This window comes from Desemzia sp. FAM 23990 (assembly GCF_045528485.1).
GTDB lineage: Bacteria > Bacillota > Bacilli > Lactobacillales > Carnobacteriaceae > Desemzia.
Window position 1 is genome coordinate 24,793 of the sequence record NZ_JBGQQW010000004.1, and the last position, 17,661, is coordinate 42,453.

General features: G+C 38.6%; 13 protein-coding genes, 1 pseudogene and 1 riboswitch. Of the genes and pseudogenes, 13 read left to right on the forward strand and 1 reads right to left on the reverse strand.

Going from position 1 to position 17,661, the window contains the following annotated elements; genetic code table 11:
• Window positions 1-17: 17 nt before the first annotated feature.
• The 6 genes from ACEN4I_RS02260 (at window position 18) to pnp (ending at window position 9,130) form a co-directional block, all read left to right on the forward strand.
• Entirely contained in the window at window positions 18-2,330 is a 2,313-nt protein-coding gene (locus ACEN4I_RS02260) for a DNA internalization-related competence protein ComEC/Rec2 (RefSeq protein WP_407101697.1), read from the forward strand.
• A 67-nt stretch (window positions 2,331-2,397) separates the two neighbouring features.
• Window positions 2,398-3,453: a DNA polymerase III subunit delta gene (gene holA / locus ACEN4I_RS02265; RefSeq protein WP_407095428.1), complete on the forward strand. Its 1,056-nt coding sequence runs from the start codon at window positions 2,398-2,400 to the stop codon at window positions 3,451-3,453.
• A 144-nt stretch (window positions 3,454-3,597) separates the two neighbouring features.
• A complete protein-coding gene (rpsT, locus tag ACEN4I_RS02270) occupies window positions 3,598-3,852 on the forward strand; it encodes a 30S ribosomal protein S20 (protein WP_407095426.1) in 255 nt (84 codons plus the stop codon).
• Window positions 3,853-4,215: 363 nt separating this feature from the next.
• Window positions 4,216-6,201 (forward strand): excinuclease ABC subunit UvrB, encoded by a 1,986-nt coding sequence (uvrB, locus tag ACEN4I_RS02275; protein ID WP_407095424.1) that lies wholly within the window; start codon window positions 4,216-4,218, stop codon window positions 6,199-6,201.
• 172 nt (window positions 6,202-6,373) lie between these two features.
• The gene (gene rpsO / locus ACEN4I_RS02280) at window positions 6,374-6,643 is read left to right on the forward strand and encodes a 30S ribosomal protein S15 (RefSeq protein WP_407095422.1); all 270 of its coding nucleotides are present in this window, start codon (window positions 6,374-6,376) and stop codon (window positions 6,641-6,643) included.
• A gap of 360 nt (window positions 6,644-7,003) precedes the next feature.
• Window positions 7,004-9,130 carry a polyribonucleotide nucleotidyltransferase gene (gene pnp, locus ACEN4I_RS02285; RefSeq protein ID WP_407101699.1) on the forward strand — a complete coding sequence of 709 codons (2,127 nt, stop codon included), beginning with the start codon at window positions 7,004-7,006 and terminating at the stop codon, window positions 9,128-9,130.
• Window positions 9,131-9,354: 224 nt separating this feature from the next.
• Here the strand turns inward: pnp and ACEN4I_RS02290 are convergent.
• A pseudogene (locus tag ACEN4I_RS02290) lies at window positions 9,355-9,950 on the reverse strand (DUF3891 family protein).
• 230 nt (window positions 9,951-10,180) lie between these two features.
• Between ACEN4I_RS02290 and ACEN4I_RS02295 the strand changes: the two are divergent.
• The 7 genes from ACEN4I_RS02295 (at window position 10,181) to ACEN4I_RS02325 (ending at window position 17,634) form a co-directional block, all read left to right on the forward strand.
• A complete protein-coding gene (locus ACEN4I_RS02295; RefSeq protein WP_407095418.1) occupies window positions 10,181-11,230 on the forward strand; it encodes an aspartate-semialdehyde dehydrogenase in 1,050 nt (349 codons plus the stop codon).
• Window positions 11,231-11,258: 28 nt separating this feature from the next.
• A complete protein-coding gene (gene dapA, locus ACEN4I_RS02300) occupies window positions 11,259-12,131 on the forward strand; it encodes a 4-hydroxy-tetrahydrodipicolinate synthase (protein ID WP_407095415.1) in 873 nt (290 codons plus the stop codon).
• 43 nt (window positions 12,132-12,174) lie between these two features.
• On the forward strand, window positions 12,175-13,854 hold the full coding sequence (locus tag ACEN4I_RS02305; protein WP_407095413.1) for a ribonuclease J: 1,680 nt from the start codon (window positions 12,175-12,177) through the stop codon (window positions 13,852-13,854).
• 366 nt (window positions 13,855-14,220) lie between these two features.
• The gene (locus tag ACEN4I_RS02310) at window positions 14,221-14,886 is read left to right on the forward strand and encodes an HD domain-containing protein (RefSeq protein WP_407095411.1); all 666 of its coding nucleotides are present in this window, start codon (window positions 14,221-14,223) and stop codon (window positions 14,884-14,886) included.
• Between the two features lie 110 nt (window positions 14,887-14,996).
• Window positions 14,997-15,470: a GNAT family N-acetyltransferase gene (locus tag ACEN4I_RS02315; RefSeq protein ID WP_407095410.1), complete on the forward strand. Its 474-nt coding sequence runs from the start codon at window positions 14,997-14,999 to the stop codon at window positions 15,468-15,470.
• 81 nt (window positions 15,471-15,551) lie between these two features.
• Window positions 15,552-15,654, forward strand: a riboswitch (TPP riboswitch).
• A 76-nt stretch (window positions 15,655-15,730) separates the two neighbouring features.
• Window positions 15,731-16,297, forward strand: coding sequence for an energy-coupled thiamine transporter ThiT (gene thiT, locus ACEN4I_RS02320; protein WP_407101701.1), 567 nt, complete (start codon window positions 15,731-15,733; stop codon window positions 16,295-16,297).
• Between the two features lie 167 nt (window positions 16,298-16,464).
• The gene (locus tag ACEN4I_RS02325; RefSeq protein ID WP_407101703.1) at window positions 16,465-17,634 is read left to right on the forward strand and encodes a hypothetical protein; all 1,170 of its coding nucleotides are present in this window, start codon (window positions 16,465-16,467) and stop codon (window positions 17,632-17,634) included.
• The last annotated feature ends 27 nt before the right edge of the window (window positions 17,635-17,661 follow it).

The window sequence follows — 17,661 nt, forward strand, 5'->3', positions numbered from 1 at the left end:
CATTGCTACTGGTTTGTATGGTGGTAAGCGAATTTTATTGGCTGACAGTCTTGTTGGTTTTATACGGTTTAGTCCGTCTCTATTCATTAAAGAATAGAAAGGTACTGGTTTGTTCACTAGCTATAGGTGGTATGATAGGTTTAGCGACTTGTTGGCATCATTATTCAAACCATACCGAGTTGTTAAACGAAGCCGGACAATTTGTAGTCGATGTCCAACCAACGGATATCAAATACGATGGCAATCAGATGCAATTTTACGGTACCGTTCAAGAAACTGATCAGCAGAAACAAGTATCTGAAGAAGTGGTCGTGTTTTATTATGCTGAGACTCTTGAAGAAAAAGAGTGGTGGCAGTCTCAAGAATCATTCGAAAAAATAAAGATTGAAGGGATTCTGACAGAACCAGAAAGCAATCGCAATCAATATCAATTTGACTACCAAGAATACCTTTTTAATAGACGGATCCATTGGGTACTTTCAGCAGATACTTTATCGTTGGTCACTAGTCCAAAAACGAACAGCTATTGGCAACAATTTTCTTTACTCCATTTAAAGCAGCGGCTGGTGCGGCATATTGAGGAACAAGTCACACCTAAAGTAGGAAATTATATGAAAACACTTCTTCTTGGGGATGTGGGATCATTTGAGACGGAACTCTTGCAGGATTTTAAAGACTTGGGGTTGTTGCACCTATTGAGTATTTCTGGTTTACATATCCAATTCTTATTCGCTGGATTGTCGTACCTTTTATTGCGGTTTGGGGTAACGAAAGAAACGAGTTATTTTATAATAGTGCCGATTCTTTTTTTATACGGCAGTTTGATTGGTTGGGGAACAAGTGCTTTTAGAGCTGTGGTCGTTAGTTTTATGACATTGAGCGCTCACCGTTTTCAATGGAAACTCTCCAGTTTTGATGCTTGGTCGATCACACTATTGCTGGCCTTGTTGATCGATCCTTATCAAATCAGCAGTGTAGGGTTTCAATTGAGCTATTTATTGAGTTTATTATTGATTTTATTTTCTAAGACGTTTTTAGCTCCTCAACACTCGTATTTAAAAAACAATTTATTGATTTCATTTGTGATGACGGTAGCATCGATTCCGGTGCTGATGTTCCATTTCTTTGAGTTTCCCTGGATCGGAACGATAGCGAATCTTATCTTCATTCCTTTTTTTTCGTGGGTTCTGATACCTTTGCTGATCTATTTGGTATTCTCCTTTTTGATTGGAGATACTGTCTTATTCTCGGGCTTGTTAGCCGTATTTGAAAAAGTGCTGAGTTTTCCTGAATGGATAGCCAAAAGTTTCTCTAAGATACCCTTTAATCTGATCGTGACGGGAAGAATACCGCTGATTTTAATGATCGTATTCTGTGTTGTCCTTACAATCTGGTTTATTGCTCTTGAGACAAAAAAAGGCATTGGAAAAGCATCTGTTGTTGCATTGGTTGCTTTAATAGTCGTGGCTCAATACCAAGCGTATTCTCCTATAACAGAAGTGATCGTTATTGATGTGGGTCAAGGAGATGCGATTCTTATTAAAGAACCTTTCGGAAAAGGAAACTACTTAATCGATACTGGAGGGACGGTTTCTTTTGAACGAGAAGAATGGACCGAAAAACAACAACCGTCAACTGTTGCCAATAGAAATCTGATCCCTTTGTTGAAAGCAAAAGGCATTAGACATTTAGATCGTGTTTTTGCAACGCATGGTGACGCCGATCATATTCAGGCATTAGCTGAATTAGCCGATGAGCTGCCCATTGAGGAAGTAATTTACTCGGCAGGAACGGAGCAAAAAGAATTGTTTTCTGATACAGCTCAAGTCCTCAAGAAAAACGGAGTTGCTCTTACTGGTGTATTAGCTGACCGCGAGACACCATTCAAAGTGACTTCCTCTTTATATGTGGTGTGGCCATTTGAGACGGGGACGGGGGAAAATGAAGATTCACTTGTATTGTATGGCAAGATTGGCGCTTACAATTGGCTGTTTACTGGAGATATGGGGATCGAGGAAGAGAAAGAATTGTTAGATCAGTTTCCTGGGTTAAAAGCAGATATTTTGAAAGTGGGTCATCATGGCAGCAATACCTCTACGAGTGAACTTTTTGTACAGCGGTTAGAACCTCAAGTGGCGCTGATTTCCGCTAAGTTAAACAATCAGTTTGGTCATCCCCATACTGAAGTGCTTGATGTATTGGAACAAGAGAACCTAAAAATCTACCGGACAGATAAACAGGGAGCCATTCACTATGTTTACTTTCCTTATCTGTGGTTTGATCCATTAGGACGGTTTAATACGATCTTACAGAGTGCAACCAACTTCTAATGTAAAAATAGGCAAAATAGACTTGCTTTCTAGCGATGCAATTTGTACGATTAAAGAGATATAGAAAGTGGGGAAGAAGTTGAATTATACAACTGAACTGGCTAAGATAACTAAAAAAGAATTATCTGCGGTATACTTGGTGCTCGGAACGGAGAACTATTTAGCGGATAAGTTAAAAAAAGCTTTCATTGAGCATGTGATTTCTCCTGATGAAATGGATTTGAATTTCAGTTCATTTGATATGGAAGAAACACCGTTAAGTACAGTGCTGAATGATGCGGAAAGTATTCCGTTTTTTGGGGAACGCCGGTTGATTTTCGTCAACCGCCCAGTATTTTTAACGGGTGAAAAGGCCAAGCAAAAAATTGAGCATGATATCGAGGGATTAGTGGATTATTTACAACATCCGTCGCCTTCGACTGTATTGGTTTTCTTTGCCCCATATGAAAAACTAGATCAACGAAAGAAAGTCGTCAAGCAGCTCAAAAAATCAGCAACAACGATTGATATAGCAGCGTTGTCAGAAAAAGACACTCGGAAATTTTTGCAAGATACAATTGCAAACGAAGGCTATACAATTACGCCTGAAGCTTTTGATACGATGATTCAATTGACAGATGCCAATTTAAGTACGGCAGTTGGAGAATTGCCGAAGTTGTTTTTATATGCAATGGAGTCTAAAAAAATACTTAAGCCGGCTGTTGAAGAATTGATTTCGAAATCACTGGAACAAAATATCTTCGCTTTAAATGAAATGGTGTTGAAAAAACAAGCAGGATCAGCACTGGATCTGTACCAAGAATTGTTGTTGCAAAAAGAAGACCCTATTAAAATCAATGCGATCATGACGAATCAATTTCGTTTGTTGATCCAAGTATTTATTTTAACGAAACAGGGATTCCAGCAAAACGAAATTGCGACAACTCTGAAAGTTCATCCATTTCGAGTGAAATTGGCTAGCCAGCAGATTAGAAAGCATGATGAGCGTACATTAACTGAAGCGTTTGAAGGATTGATCGAAACGGAATACCGATTGAAAACGGGTCAGGGAGATCGTAAAATGCAATTTGAATTGTTTATCTTGCAATTTGCTGAGGGAAAAGGAATAGGGAGACAGAAATAAGAAAAATTCATTATTCTATCCTATCAAGTAAAAAAACTTTACACTTTAATATTGCATTCAAGAGATTCATCCGGTATAATAAACGATGTTGAAATAATTTTACAATTATTTTAGTTGTTCTATAAGGAAAGAGGGGTGTACTAAATGCCAAACATCGAATCAGCAATTAAACGTGTTCGTACGAATGAAAAAGCAGCAGTTTTAAACAACACTAAAAAAAGCTCAATGCGTACAGCTGTGAAAAAATTTGAAAAAGCAGTTGAAGCTGGAGACAGCAACACAAATGCTTTATTCAACAGTGCAGTTAAATCAATTGATATGGCTGCATCTAAAGGATTAATCCACAAAAACAAAGCAGCTCGCGATAAATCTCGTTTATCAGCTAAATTAGCTAAATAATCCAATGAATCGGGTCTGGTGTTCCAGGCTCTTTTTTGTTGTGTGGTAGCTTGATCTAGTGCTGCAAGTTCATTTCAAAACTTTTGACGATCGCCAAAAGTTCATTACAAACAACTCACAAAACACAAAAACTCTGTTGGATAGGTTGACCCTATCCAGCAGAGTTTTTGTGTTTTAGGCTTTGCCGACCAGAATTATTCGGTTAGGGAAGAGTGGGGTTATCCAACTAACGAGTGGTTGTTGTCAAAACTATGTAACACCTCATTTGTTATAACGGCCCTTTACCTTGTAAGAACATACGTTCAGTGCTAGAATATAAAGGAGATATTTGTGTTGTGAGTCATGCAGAAGCGAGGAGATTATATGTCAGAAAAAAGATTTGAACTAGTTTCTCAATATCAACCTGGTGGGGACCAGCCTGAAGCTATCAAACAGTTGGTTAAAGGGCTCCAAACAGGAGTTAAAGAGCAAACATTACTTGGTGCAACAGGAACTGGGAAGACATTTACGGTTTCCAACGTCATTCAAGAAGTGAATAGACCCACATTGGTCATTGCACACAATAAAACATTAGCTGGACAATTATATAGTGAATTTAAAGAATTTTTCCCTAATAATGCGGTAGAATATTTTGTAAGTTACTACGATTATTATCAACCGGAAGCGTATGTTCCTCAAACAGATACATTCATTGAAAAAGAAGCCAGTATCAATGATGAAATTGATAAATTACGTCATTCCGCTACCAGTTCATTGATCGATAGACGAGATGTGATTGTTGTAGCCTCAGTTTCTTGTATCTATGGATTGGTAAACCCATTGGACTATAAAGAATTTGTCTTGTCTTTACGAGTTGGGATGGAGATCAGTCGAGATGACATGCTGCGTAAATTGATCGAAATGCAATTTGAACGAAACGATATTGATTTTCAACGTGGACGTTTTCGGGTTCGGGGTGATGTCGTGGAGATCTTTTTAGCGTCTAGAGATAGTGAAGCCGTGCGAGTGGAATTTTTTGGAGACGAGATCGAGCGTATCCGTGAAGTGGATGTTTTGACCGGAGAAGTCAAAGCAGACGTAGAATTCGTAGCTGTTTTTCCGGCTACACACTTTGTGGCCAATGATGAACAAACACGTCACGCAGTAGGAACTATTCAAGCAGAATTAGATGCGAGACTCAAAGAATTGCGCGCAGAAAATAAGCTGCTGGAAGCGCAACGTCTTGAACAACGAACCAATTATGATATTGAAATGCTCTTGGAAATGGGGTATTGTCCAGGGATCGAGAATTATTCCCGCCATATGGACGGTCGGAAACCAGGAGAATCTCCGTATACATTATTAGACTTCTTTCCAGATGATTCATTATTTGTAGTGGATGAATCACATATCACGATGTCTCAAATCAGAGGGATGTACAACGGAGATAGAGCTAGAAAACAACAATTAATTGAACATGGATTTCGTCTGCCGAGCGCTTTAGATAATCGTCCGTTACGATTAGAAGAATTTGAAGAGCATGTCAATCAAATTATGTACATTTCAGCTACTCCAGGTCCTTATGAATTAGAACGGACCAATGGTGTGGTAGAACAGATTATTCGTCCTACCGGGTTATTGGATCCTGTTATCGAAATTCATCCGATTGAAGGTCAAATCGATGATTTGATTGGTGAAATTAATGAACGGATCGAGAAAAATGAACGGGTATTTATTACAACCTTGACTAAAAAAATGTCCGAAGACCTATCGGATTATTTAAAAGAGATCGGCTTAAAGGTAGAATACTTGCATAGTGATGTGAAGACTCTAGAACGAACAGAAATCATCCGGAATTTACGTTTAGGTGTATTTGACGTTCTGATCGGAATCAACTTATTGAGAGAGGGACTCGATGTGCCGGAAGTGTCTTTAGTCGCTATTTTAGATGCGGATAAAGAAGGGTTCTTAAGAAGTGAACGTTCACTGGTCCAAACTATCGGGCGTGCAGCACGTAATGAGAATGGTAAAGTAATTCTATACGCAGACAGAATCACTGATTCGATGCGGTATGCTATAGATGAAACAGATCGCCGCCGTTCTATTCAAATGCAATACAATACCGATCATGGAATTGTTCCGAAAACGATCAAAAAAGAAGTTCGTGATTTGATTTCTATTACTACTGCAGTGGACGAAACGAAAGATATTCCAGTAAGGAAAATTTCGAAATTAAATAAAGCTGAGCGAGTTCAGCTTGTAGAAACAATGGAGCTTGAAATGAGAGCTGCTGCTAAAGCATTAGATTTTGAAAAAGCGGCTAACTTACGAGATACTATTCTTGAGATTAGAGCGGAATACAAAATATAATGGTGTCAAAAAGAACTCGGTAAAATGAGGGGAATTACCAGATTAATACTTGCATTTTAAGAGAAAGTTCTGTAGTATTTAGATGTGCGCTAAGCACAGACCTTTTACTTGGTTGTACGATTCACCAACGACTTCTCAGTAAAAGGAAAAAATCAGAAAGAGGTGTTTAGAAATGGCTATTTCTAAAGAACGCAAAAACGAAATCATCAAACAATACGCAAGACACGAAGGAGATACTGGTTCTCCAGAAGTACAAATTGCTGTATTGACAGACGAAATCAACCACTTAAATGAGCACGCACGTACTCATAAAAAAGACCACCATTCTTACCGTGGATTGATGAAAAAAATCGGTCACCGTCGTAACTTGTTAGCTTACTTACGTAACAACGATGTTGCACGTTACCGTGAATTAATCAAGAGCTTAGGCTTACGTCGTTAAGATCCGTTTGTCTATATTAAAAGCGGGGTTCTAAGGAATCTCGCTTTTTTTCGAGAGAGTGACGAAAAGCGTTTAGCCTTTCGCCTATAAGAAAATACCAACAGACAGGTGCTATTTACCTGACAGTTGGTATTAGTTTATAGGACGTATAGACTGCTTTTCGCAACTCGTTTTTTGAGAGAGTGTAGCTAGGCGTTTAGCTTACCAGCTAGTTAAGCAGTAGAAATCACTTATACAAAGAGAACGTTGATCTATCCGTTATCCTACTATGCAAATGTGAGCGTTTAAACATTAAATACTGACATTTGTTTAGTAGATTGCATGGATACCAATAGTTCTCGGAAAAAAGGAGAACAACACATGACAGAAAAACAAGTTTTTACAACCGAACTTGGCGGCCGTCCTTTAACAGTGGAAATAGGACAGTTAGCTAAGCAAGCAAATGGAGCCGTTTTGGTTCGTTATGGAGACACGGTTGTTTTAACAGCTGCTGTTGCCAGCAAAGATGCAATGGATGTGGATTTCTTTCCACTAACAGTAAACTATGAGGAAAAAATGTATGCCGTAGGGAAAATCCCAGGAGGATTCATCAAACGTGAAGGCCGCCCTAGCGAAAATGCTACATTGACAGCTCGTTTAATTGACCGCCCGATTCGTCCAATGTTTGCAGAAGGATTCCGTAATGAAGTCCAAATCACGAATACCGTTATGTCTGTTGAACAAGACTGCTCTCCAGAAATGGCGGCAATGCTTGGATCATCTTTGGCTTTGGTTGTTTCTGATATTCCATTTAATGGTCCTATTGCCGGAGTAAATGTTGGCCGTGTGAATGGTGAATTGATCATTAACCCATCTGTTCAACAAGATGAAGAGTCTGATATCCAGTTAACAGTAGCTGGGACAAAAACAGCTATCAACATGGTTGAAAGTGGAGCTGCTGAAGTGTCTGAAGAAGGCATGTTAGAAGCGCTGATGTTCGGTCATGAAGAAATCAAAAAATTAGTAGCCTTCCAAGAAGAAATCCAATCAGCTGTTGGAAAAGAAAAAATGGAAGTTTTATTATTAGAAGTAGATGCAGATGTGCAAGAAGAAGTACAAGCAGCTTACAAAGAAAAAATGGTCAATGCGATCCAAATCTTTGACAAACAAGAACGTGCTGAACAAACAGAAGCCGTTAAAAAAGAAGCGGTTGCCTTTTTTGAAGCTAAATACGCTGATCATGATGAAGCAGCTCGTATCAAAAAAGAAGTCAAGAAAATTGTTGAAGATCTGGAAAAAGATGAAGTACGCCGTTTGATTACGGAAGATAAAATTCGCCCAGATGGTCGTAAAATCGATGAGATTCGTCCATTAGCTTCTGAAACAGGTGTTTTACCAAGAGCTCATGGTTCTGGTTTATTCACACGTGGACAGACTCAAGCGTTGTCTATTGCAACTTTAGCGCCTCTAGGAGAACATCAAATTATTGATGGCTTAGGCATTGAAGAAAGCAAACGATTTATTCATCATTACAATTTCCCTCAATTCTCAGTTGGTAGCACTGGCCGTGGCCGTGCGCCAGGTAGACGTGAAATTGGGCATGGTGCTTTAGGCGAACGAGCTATGGCTCAAGTAATCCCTAATGAAAAAGATTTCCCTTACATGATCCGTGTTGTTTCAGAAGTGTTGGAATCAAATGGTTCTTCTTCTCAAGCAAGTATTTGTGCAGGAATCTTAGCATTGATGGATGCCGGTGTACCGATCAAAGCTCCAGTTGCTGGTATTGCAATGGGATTAGTCAGTGATGGAAACAACCACACTGTTTTAACCGATATCCAAGGGTTGGAAGACCACTTAGGCGATATGGACTTTAAAGTTGCTGGAACTGCTGAAGGAATCACAGCATTGCAAATGGATATCAAAATCCAAGGTATCACTCAAGAAATCCTAACTGAAGCATTGACTCAAGCTAAAAAAGCTCGTATGGAGATTTTAGATGAATTAGTGTCTACTATTTCTGAACCACGCAAAGAATTGAGCAAGTATGCTCCAAAAATCGAAATGATGCAAATCAAACCAGAAAAAATCAAAGTAGTTATTGGCCGCGGCGGAGACCAAATCAATGCTATCATTGAAGAAACTGGCGTAAAAATCGATATCGATCAAGATGGAAAAGTCAGCATTGCTTCTGATGACGCTGAAATGATTCAACGTGCCAAAGAAATCATTGAAGAATTGACAAAAGATATTGAAGTAGGTCAAATCTACAACGGTACTGTCAAACGTGTTGAAAAATTTGGTGCATTTGTTGAAATTGCTAAAGGTAAAGATGGTTTAGTGCATATTTCTCAATTAGACACTAAACGTGTAGCAAAAGTAGAAGACGTGGTCAATATTGGAGATAAAATAGAAGTTAAAGTTATTGAAATTGACCGTCAAGGACGCATCAATCTTTCACACAAAGTATTGATGGCAGATGACGAACAAGAAAAAACGGAATCAAACTAATGAACCAAAGAGAAGACCGTACTGAGTTTTTCAGTACGATCTTCTCTTTTTTACTCTTCAGTTGGCGTTAGGCGGATAGAAACGCATTTGTAAGGTTGTTCTGCATAAGCTTCAAGAAAGCCGTCTTGAATAATAGTTTCTTTAGCAAGTTCTTTTTGTTTAAACGTACAACTGAAAGATTCTTCAAAAGGAAAGGGGTCGATCTCTATGGTTTTTTCATCTACCTAATTCAATTTTATCCGTTCGTCCGTTAAACCTAAAACGTCAGGAATCTCCAACCCGTCTTTGAAAAATGGGTGAGTAGTTTCCTTATCAGTTTCTGGTTCAGTGATCGCTGCAAAAAGAGAGATCCCATCTAAGAGATTAAGCAACCCAAAATGATACAAAAATTGTGCTTCATCGAAATGAGGCAAAGTCTTTTTGATCTGGAACTGACGCTGTTCCTCATGCTGCACAAATTGTTTAGCAGCAGCAGCTTTTTCTTCAGCAAAAAAGTTTTGATAATGACAGCTGCACAAGAGAGCCGCATAGGGATTTCTTTTTCTATTACATCTATCCCATGTTGATAAAGGACTAATTTTGCCATCATAGGAAAGTCGATAAAAGAATAAGGTTGCTGAGTTCGATCGTTCCAAAAAGGCTGTTTATCAAAGTTTTGCCAGCCATAATCATGCATCGAGATGGCATAATGCACAGAAGGATAGAAGGCTGAGTTTTTAATGTTCTGGTACTTCCAATGAGTTAACATCTCACCAGAAACGATGGAATGGTGGAGTTGTTCTGTTAATGTAAATGATTCTTTGTGTTCTTTTGAAATCATCTGTACTTCATCCTTTCTGTTTTTGTTTCTATAGACGAGTGATCAGAATACTTCACTGCCATTATAAAGAAAATAGAGAGAAATAAAAAAATAGAGAGTTCAAATCCTGTCAGCAGCTGCCTAAAGATTTTGTTTGGTATGATTTCGCCAGTAATTATGCTAAAATGAGTAAGGGTATTATTCGAAAGCATCAATATAAGTTAAATAGTAATCGATCAGGAGTGAAAGTTATGAATGGGTATTCAGTTGCAGTAGTTGGAGCCACTGGAGCAGTGGGAACCAAAATGATCAAAATGTTGGAAAACGCAGCTTTTCCAATCAAAGAGGTAACCTTATTGGCTTCTAAACGTTCAGCTGGGAAAAAACTACTTTTTAATGGCGAAGAAATTGAAATTCAAGAAACAACCAATGAATCATTTGATGGAATCGATATTGCATTATTTAGTGCGGGAGGAGACATATCAAAACAATTTGCTCCTGAAGCCGTGAAGCGCGGAGCAATCGTAATCGATAATACGAGTGCATACCGTATGGATCCAAAAGTTCCTTTGGTTGTACCTGAGGTGAATGCTGAAGCTTTAAAACATCACCAAGGAATCATTGCGAACCCTAATTGCTCGACCATTCAAATGGTAGCAGCCTTACATCCGATACGAAATAAATTTGGGCTGAAGCGAGTGATTGTTTCTACCTATCAAGCAGTCAGTGGTGCTGGAAATGCTGCTCTAAAAGAAATGCATGCTCAAGCACAGCACATGTTGAACGATGAGCCGTACGAAGCTCATATCCTGCCTTCTGGTGGAGACAAGAAGCATTTTCCAATCGCATTCAACGCGTTGCCTCAAATCGATGTCTTTGATGAAGAGGGGTATACAAAAGAAGAATGGAAAATGACGAATGAAACCAAAAAAATCATGGGAGACGATGCAATCAAAGTATCCGCTACATGTGTGCGGATCCCAGTGGTATTTGGCCATTCAGAATCCGTTTATATTGAAGTGAAAGATGAAACAGCTTCAGTGGAACAAATTCAATCGTTGCTAAATGAAGCTCCCGGAATCATTCTTCAAGATGACCCGACTCAACAGCTTTATCCCACCGCATTAGCTACACAGGGCGAAAAAGAAGTGTTTGTCGGTCGTATTCGAAAAGATTTAGACGATGAAGCTGGTTATCATATGTGGATCGTATCCGATAATTTATTAAAAGGTGCGGCATGGAATTCGGTACAAATAGCCGAAAAAATGCATGAATTAGGTTTATTAAGCGTCAAAGCGTAAAAAAATCGCATTACAGGAAGGTGAGAGTTTGGATATTCAACGTGCAAGAATCATTACAGCAATGGTCACTCCTTTTGATCAAGAAAATAAAGTAGACAATGAACAATTAAAAAGATTTATCGAATACTTAATTTCAACAGGCACTGAAGGAATCGTGGTCGGTGGCACAACAGGCGAATCACCAACCCTTTCCCATGACGAAAAATTGGCTTTGTATCAAAAAACGGTTGAATATGTTGCTGGACGTATTCCCATTATTGCAGGGACTGGTTCAAACAATACTGCTGAAACGATTTCTTTTACGCAAGAAGTGGAAAAAATCAACGGTATCGATGCAGCATTGGTTGTTACTCCATATTATAACAAGCCGAATCAAGCTGGATTATTCGCTCACTTTGAAGCTGTAGCCAAAAGTACCGCATTACCAATCATGATCTACAATGTTCCAGGCAGAACCAGTGTGTCGATAGATCCAGAAACGACTATTCGTTTATCTGGCATTGATAATGTGATAGGGATCAAAGAATGTGCAGGGTTGGATGCGATGAGCCAAATCATCTCACATACGTCTGAAGACTTTTTGGTTTACACCGGTGAAGATAATTTATCCCTTCCAGCTAAAGCCATTGGAGCCAATGGGGTGGTTTCGGTAGCCAGTCAAGTATTTGGTAAAGAAATGTCCGAGATGTACGACGCTTTAGAAGACGGGCAATTGAAACGAGCGGCTGAACTATCTGCTGAGCTGTTACCAAAAATGGACAGTTTGTTTTCTGTTCCTTCTCCGGCACCCACAAAATGTGTGTTGAATCACAATGGGGTAGCTGTTGGAGGATTGAGATTGCCTTTAGTAGAATGTACGCCTGAAGAAAAAGAAAGTATCTTAGCAATTTGTTATCCATAAAAGTATCAACAATGTAATGAAAGAAAACCAAAGAGGTGAAGTAATGAGTAAAGTTAAAATCATTCCACTTGGTGGCGTGCGTGAAAATGGTAAAAATATGTACGTTGTGGAAGTAGATGAAGAAATTTTTGTTCTGGATTGCGGATTGATGTATCCAGAAACAGAATTATTTGGAATCGATGTTGTCATTCCAAATTTTGATTATTTAGAAGCAAATAAAGATCGTGTTACTGCAGTGTTCTTAACACATGGACATGAAGATTCTATAGGAGCTTTACCGTATTTTCTGCAAAAATTCAATGTGCCGGTATTTGGTACTGAATTAACAATGGCGTTAGCTAAAATGAGTGTCGAAGAAAAAGGACAAGTGGCTCATTTTGATGATTACCATGTAGTCGATGAGCATACCGAAATTGAATTTGGCAACGCAGTAGTGAGTTTCTTTAGAACCACTCACTCTATCCCTGATTCTGTCGGAATCGTTGTTAAAACGGATGAAGGCAGCATTGTCTATACAGGAAACTTTAAGTTTGATCAGAGTGCTAAACCGATGTATAAAACAGATTTAAACCGCATCAGCGATATCGGCAGAAGCAATGTATTGGCACTGTTAAGTGATTCTAGTGAAGCTGAAAGTCCTGTTGAAAATGTGAGTGAATTGAAAGTTGCTGAAGAAGTATTGGATACTTTCCAAAATACAAATGGACGAATCATTGTGGCCGCTGTGGCCAGCAATATTCTAAGAATCCAACAAGTATTGGACGCAGCACATCGTTCCAATCGTAAAATCTTTATTACCGGAAAACATTTGGAAGAGATTGTCGACAAAGCATTAAAATTAGACAAATTGCAATTGCCAAGCGATGAATTGATCGTTTCTGTAAAAGAGATTGAAAAATACGAAGACCAAGAAATCGTTGTACTTGAAACAGGGAGCACCGGCGAACCGATCCAAACCTTACAACGTATGGCAAAAGGCAAGCATCCGCAAGTGAATATCAAAGAAGGCGATCTAGTTTATATCGTGACTAGCCCTTCAAATGAAATGGAAGTTACAGTAGCCACTACTGAAAATATGGTTTACCGTGCTGGTGGAGAAGTGAAACAAATCACCGATAATCTGAAAGCTTCTGGACATGCTACACCGAACGATCTGAAGTTGATGATTAACTTGATCCAACCGAAGTACTTCATCCCTGTAACGGGAGAGTACCGTATGTTAGCAGCTCATGCTGACTTGGCTCATGAAGTAGGGATCTCATATAAAAATATCATTATTCCTGGCAAAGGAGATATCATGGAATATTCTCATAACCGCTTGACAATGTCTGGTCAAGTAGAATCTGGGAATACTATGGTAGACGGTATTGGAATCGGGGATATTGGAAATATTGTCTTGCGTGACCGTAAGCTATTGTCTCAAGATGGGATTCTGATCGCTGTGGTGACAATTAATCGTAAAACAAAAGAAATTACGTCTGGTCCACAAGTCATGACTCGTGGTTTTGTATACGTCAAAGAAAATACGCAATTGATTGAACAAAGCAGCGAAATGGTCCAAAAAGTCGTTGAAGAGAACTTACAGCAAAATGAATTTGAATGGGGAGCTTTGAAGCAAGACATCAGAGACTCATTAAGCAAATTCTTGTTCGATAAGACACGCAGAAGACCGGTTATCTTACCGATCATTATGGAAGTCAGCAATTCAAAACGCAGAAGATAAATTAAGGCATAGGCTAGGACATTTGTCCTAGCCTTATTTAAAACCCTTAATGGGTCGTTCAAAAAGTGGTTCTACAATATTTGACGTTGGTAAGTAAAAAAATTAATTCTAAACTTTTTAGAAGCTCATTCCTAGAAATTTATGGAGGACTATGGGGTTGCTTGTAGCCATGGAAAAGGAAGCAATGGGAATTACTTAGCGTTAGGCTTTAGCCGTTACGCTAAGTTTGAAGCTTGCAAGTCTTGAGATGTGGTTTTCAGCTCAAGGCGGTCCCATGGCGGTCCATAAGCAACCCCATAGGCTGGAGGAAATTTCTCTACCAACGCTAGAAGATGAAGAACCCAAAAAGTTTAGAGAGGACAAAATATGAAAACAGACCTTCAAAAAGAGATTTTAAAGCAGACAGAACAGTTTGTCTTTCAGTTATTGAAGAAAGACGCTTCCGGACATGATTGGTGGCATATTCATCGTGTACGTAATCTAGCCTTGCAAATGGCAGCTGAAGAACCCGGGGAAGTAGATGCTTTTATTTGTGAGATGGCTGCATTGCTGCATGATGTCCCAGATGAAAAATTAAATGAGACACCTGAAGCAGGAGAAAAAAAATTAACCGATTGGTTGAATCAGCTATCTTTAACCCACGCCGAAAAAGAGTCTCTTTTATTTATTGTGCTGAACTTGTCCTATAAAGGTGGAACCAATAAAATAGAGATGACTTCTATAGAGGGAAAACTCGTGCAAGATGCAGATCGGTTAGATGCCATTGGAGCAATCGGTATTGCCAGAACAATGGCTTATTCGGGTTCCCGTGGTCGGTTGATTCATGATCCTTCTAAAATGCCGAGAGAAGGGGTATCTTACGAAGAGTATCGATCTGGAGAAGATACAGCGATCATGCATTTTTATGAAAAATTATTAAAGTTGAAAGACACGATGAATACTCAAACAGGAAGATCTTTTGCTGAAAACAGACACCAGTTTATGGAACAGTTTTTGCAAGAATTTTATTTGGAGTGGGATGGGTTGAAGTAATCAGAGTATTGCAAATCAGAGAAATTAAGAACGTTTCAAGAGACATTTATTAGTCCTGTCTGTTATTCTTATACTGAAAAAGAATAATGAAAAAGGCAAGGTGAAGGGCTATGGAAAAGATAATTCTAAGAGAAGCGGTTATAGAAGATGCTCCAAAATTAGAAAATTATGCCATTGATTCAAATTCTTATATTGTTAAGCCAATGGATGCTTTAACCGAGAGTATGCATGAAACTGAAAAACACCCGATTTTGATTTTAAAGGGGCAGGAATTGATTGGTTTTTTTATCCTTCAACTTGGAGTAGGGGTGTCCACTTTTACAGACAATCCAAAAGCAATTCTATTTAGAGCACATTCGATTGATTTGAATTATCAAGGAGAAGGATATGCTAAAAAGTCTTTAGAACTGCTGCCCGACTATGTGCGCTATCATTATCCCATGATCAACGAAATTGTGTTGTCTGTCTCTATAGACAATATCAGCAGTCAAATGCTGTATATTCAATCAGGTTTTTCAAATACTCAACAACGGATCAACATAGGGGACAGTATAGAATTTGTATTAGCTAAAAAGTTAGACTAATCAAATCGTTTCAACCCGGAGAGCAGTATTGACAAGGGTTGAAATATTCGGTATAGTGAATAGGTAAAAACTGAATGAACGTCCATCACAAAGGGGTGCTTTTTTAAGCTGAGATTGAATCGATGATTCTGACCCTTCGAACCTGTTCGTTAGCACGAGCGTAGGAATTGTGACAGAGCACAAAAGTATGTAGTCTAATTACTCAAGTGATCTCCTCCTTTGTTGTTTGGCATTGTTCAAATTATAAAGGAGGTTTTTTTATGCGCAACAAAAAGTTTGGTGTGTGGATAGAAGGGACGATTATAGCTGCTTTAGCCATTGTATTATCGCTTATCCCAACAAATATCGGTCCGTCTTTTACAGTTTCATTAGGGATGGTGCCTCTCACGCTTTATGCGTTTAGGAGAGGTTTTGTTCCAGCAGTTTATGCTGGTTTTTTATGGGGGATCTTGCATTTTGTAATTGGTAATGCCTATATTCTAAGTCCTTTACAAGGATTTATTGAATATTTTATTGCCTTTGCCTTTGCAGGTTTCGGAGGATTATTTGCTGCTAAAATCCATTCGCTCAGTCAAACCGATCAGACGGTTAAATTGAATCTGTATATTGTTCTGGGAACATTTTCCGGTACGATGGCACGGTTCTTCTGGCATTTTGTAGCAGGTTATTATTTCTGGGGCAGCTACGCACCAGAAGGGATGAGTGCTTTATTGTATTCTTTCGTGACACAGATTTTGAGTGGAGTAATCACAGCGGTCGTAGTCAGCATCTTACTGATAGCGATCAAAAAAACAGCCCCACAATTATTTTCATCCGCAACACTTTAATACAAGATCAAAGGACGGGATATTACTATCTCGTCTTTTTTTGAAGCTAAAAAGGGTTGTCGGTCAAAATTATGATTGACTTTTTTTTCGACTAGTACATACTAAATAAGTAATGTTATCCTTTTTAGGAGACTGCATCAACCAACCCATAAGGAAGTGAAGCACATATGACAAAAAATAAAAGTGAAAGAAAGAAATCCCAGTGGAGTACCGTGATTCTTGTAATGGGAGGTTCAGCAATTGTCGGTTTAACAATTGGCTTTGTTGCAGGAGTATTTTTGGAAACTGATGCAATTGAATTAAATTTAAGTCTGTTGTTTATTGGGTTCATAGCTTTTTTTATCAGTTATTTGATACATATTTTACTTCATGAAATGGGTCATTTGGTATTTGGGTTGATGACCGGCTATGCTTATGTTTCTTTCCGAATAGGTTCCTTGACATTTGTCAAAGAAGAAGGAAGTATCCAACAAAAACGAATGAACTTACCTGGTACAGGAGGGCAATGTTTGATGTCCCCTCCTGCATATAACGAGGGTGATTTTCCATTTGTGTTATATAATTTAGGCGGAGTTTTAGTGAATGCAGTGCTTTCTATCGCACTATTTGGGCTAATCTTTAACGGTGTATTTTTTTCACCTGTCTTGACGATAATTTGGAGTGCTTTTGCATTGGCAGGTTTGTTTACAGCAGCAACCAATGGAATTCCGATGAAAATGGGAGGCATACCAAATGATGGCTACAATTTGTATTTGTTGTTAAAAAATCAGAAAAATAAATACGCTTTTTACACCCAACTCAAAATAAATGCTTTGATGACACAAGGAAAACGAGTGAAAGATATTCCGCTAACAACTCTTCAATTAGAAGGAGAAAAAGACTATTCCAATCCTTTAAAAGTCGCCATGTATTTATTGGAATATAACTGGTATATAGATCAGTTGAAATTTGAAGAAGCGAGACTATGCTTAACAGCTTTTGATCCGTATATAGAAGAAATGTCAGTGTTATATAAGAATGAATTAACTTGTGAACGCTTGTTTTTAGAGTTGATTCAAGATGCTGACCCGTTCATAGTGAAGAAATTTTATACCAATGAATTACAGAAATACATTAAAATGACGACTTATTTGCCGAATAAGAAACGGTTAATGATGGCTTATGAAGCTTTCCATCAACGAAATTACTCTAAAGCTATAGAATATTATAATGAATTGCAGAAAACCGCAACTATGTACCCTGTAAAAGGCGAATCAGCTATGGAACGGATGCTGGGAGAGTGGATAAAAGAAAAAATGTCCTTTCTTACTATGGCTGATGAGAAAAAAAGAGTATGATAGCTAAGGTGATGACACGACAAGTCG

Bases quoted from the DNA above. Each gene is read 5' to 3' on its own strand.
- ACEN4I_RS02260 (WP_407101697.1), top strand. From the start codon at position 18: ATGGTGGTAAGCGAATTTTATTGGCTGACAGTCTTGTTGGTTTTATAC.
- uvrB (WP_407095424.1), top strand. From the start codon at position 4,216: ATGTCAGAAAAAAGATTTGAACTAGTTTCTCAATATCAACCTGGTGGG.
- ACEN4I_RS02310 (WP_407095411.1), top strand. From the start codon at position 14,221: ATGAAAACAGACCTTCAAAAAGAGATTTTAAAGCAGACAGAACAGTTT.
- ACEN4I_RS02295 (WP_407095418.1), top strand. From the start codon at position 10,181: ATGAATGGGTATTCAGTTGCAGTAGTTGGAGCCACTGGAGCAGTGGGA.
- rpsO (WP_407095422.1), top strand. From the start codon at position 6,374: ATGGCTATTTCTAAAGAACGCAAAAACGAAATCATCAAACAATACGCA.
- ACEN4I_RS02325 (WP_407101703.1), top strand. From the start codon at position 16,465: ATGACAAAAAATAAAAGTGAAAGAAAGAAATCCCAGTGGAGTACCGTG.
- ACEN4I_RS02315 (WP_407095410.1), top strand. From the start codon at position 14,997: ATGGAAAAGATAATTCTAAGAGAAGCGGTTATAGAAGATGCTCCAAAA.
- thiT (WP_407101701.1), top strand. From the start codon at position 15,731: ATGCGCAACAAAAAGTTTGGTGTGTGGATAGAAGGGACGATTATAGCT.
- ACEN4I_RS02305 (WP_407095413.1), top strand. From the start codon at position 12,175: ATGAGTAAAGTTAAAATCATTCCACTTGGTGGCGTGCGTGAAAATGGT.
- rpsT (WP_407095426.1), top strand. From the start codon at position 3,598: ATGCCAAACATCGAATCAGCAATTAAACGTGTTCGTACGAATGAAAAA.
- pnp (WP_407101699.1), top strand. From the start codon at position 7,004: ATGACAGAAAAACAAGTTTTTACAACCGAACTTGGCGGCCGTCCTTTA.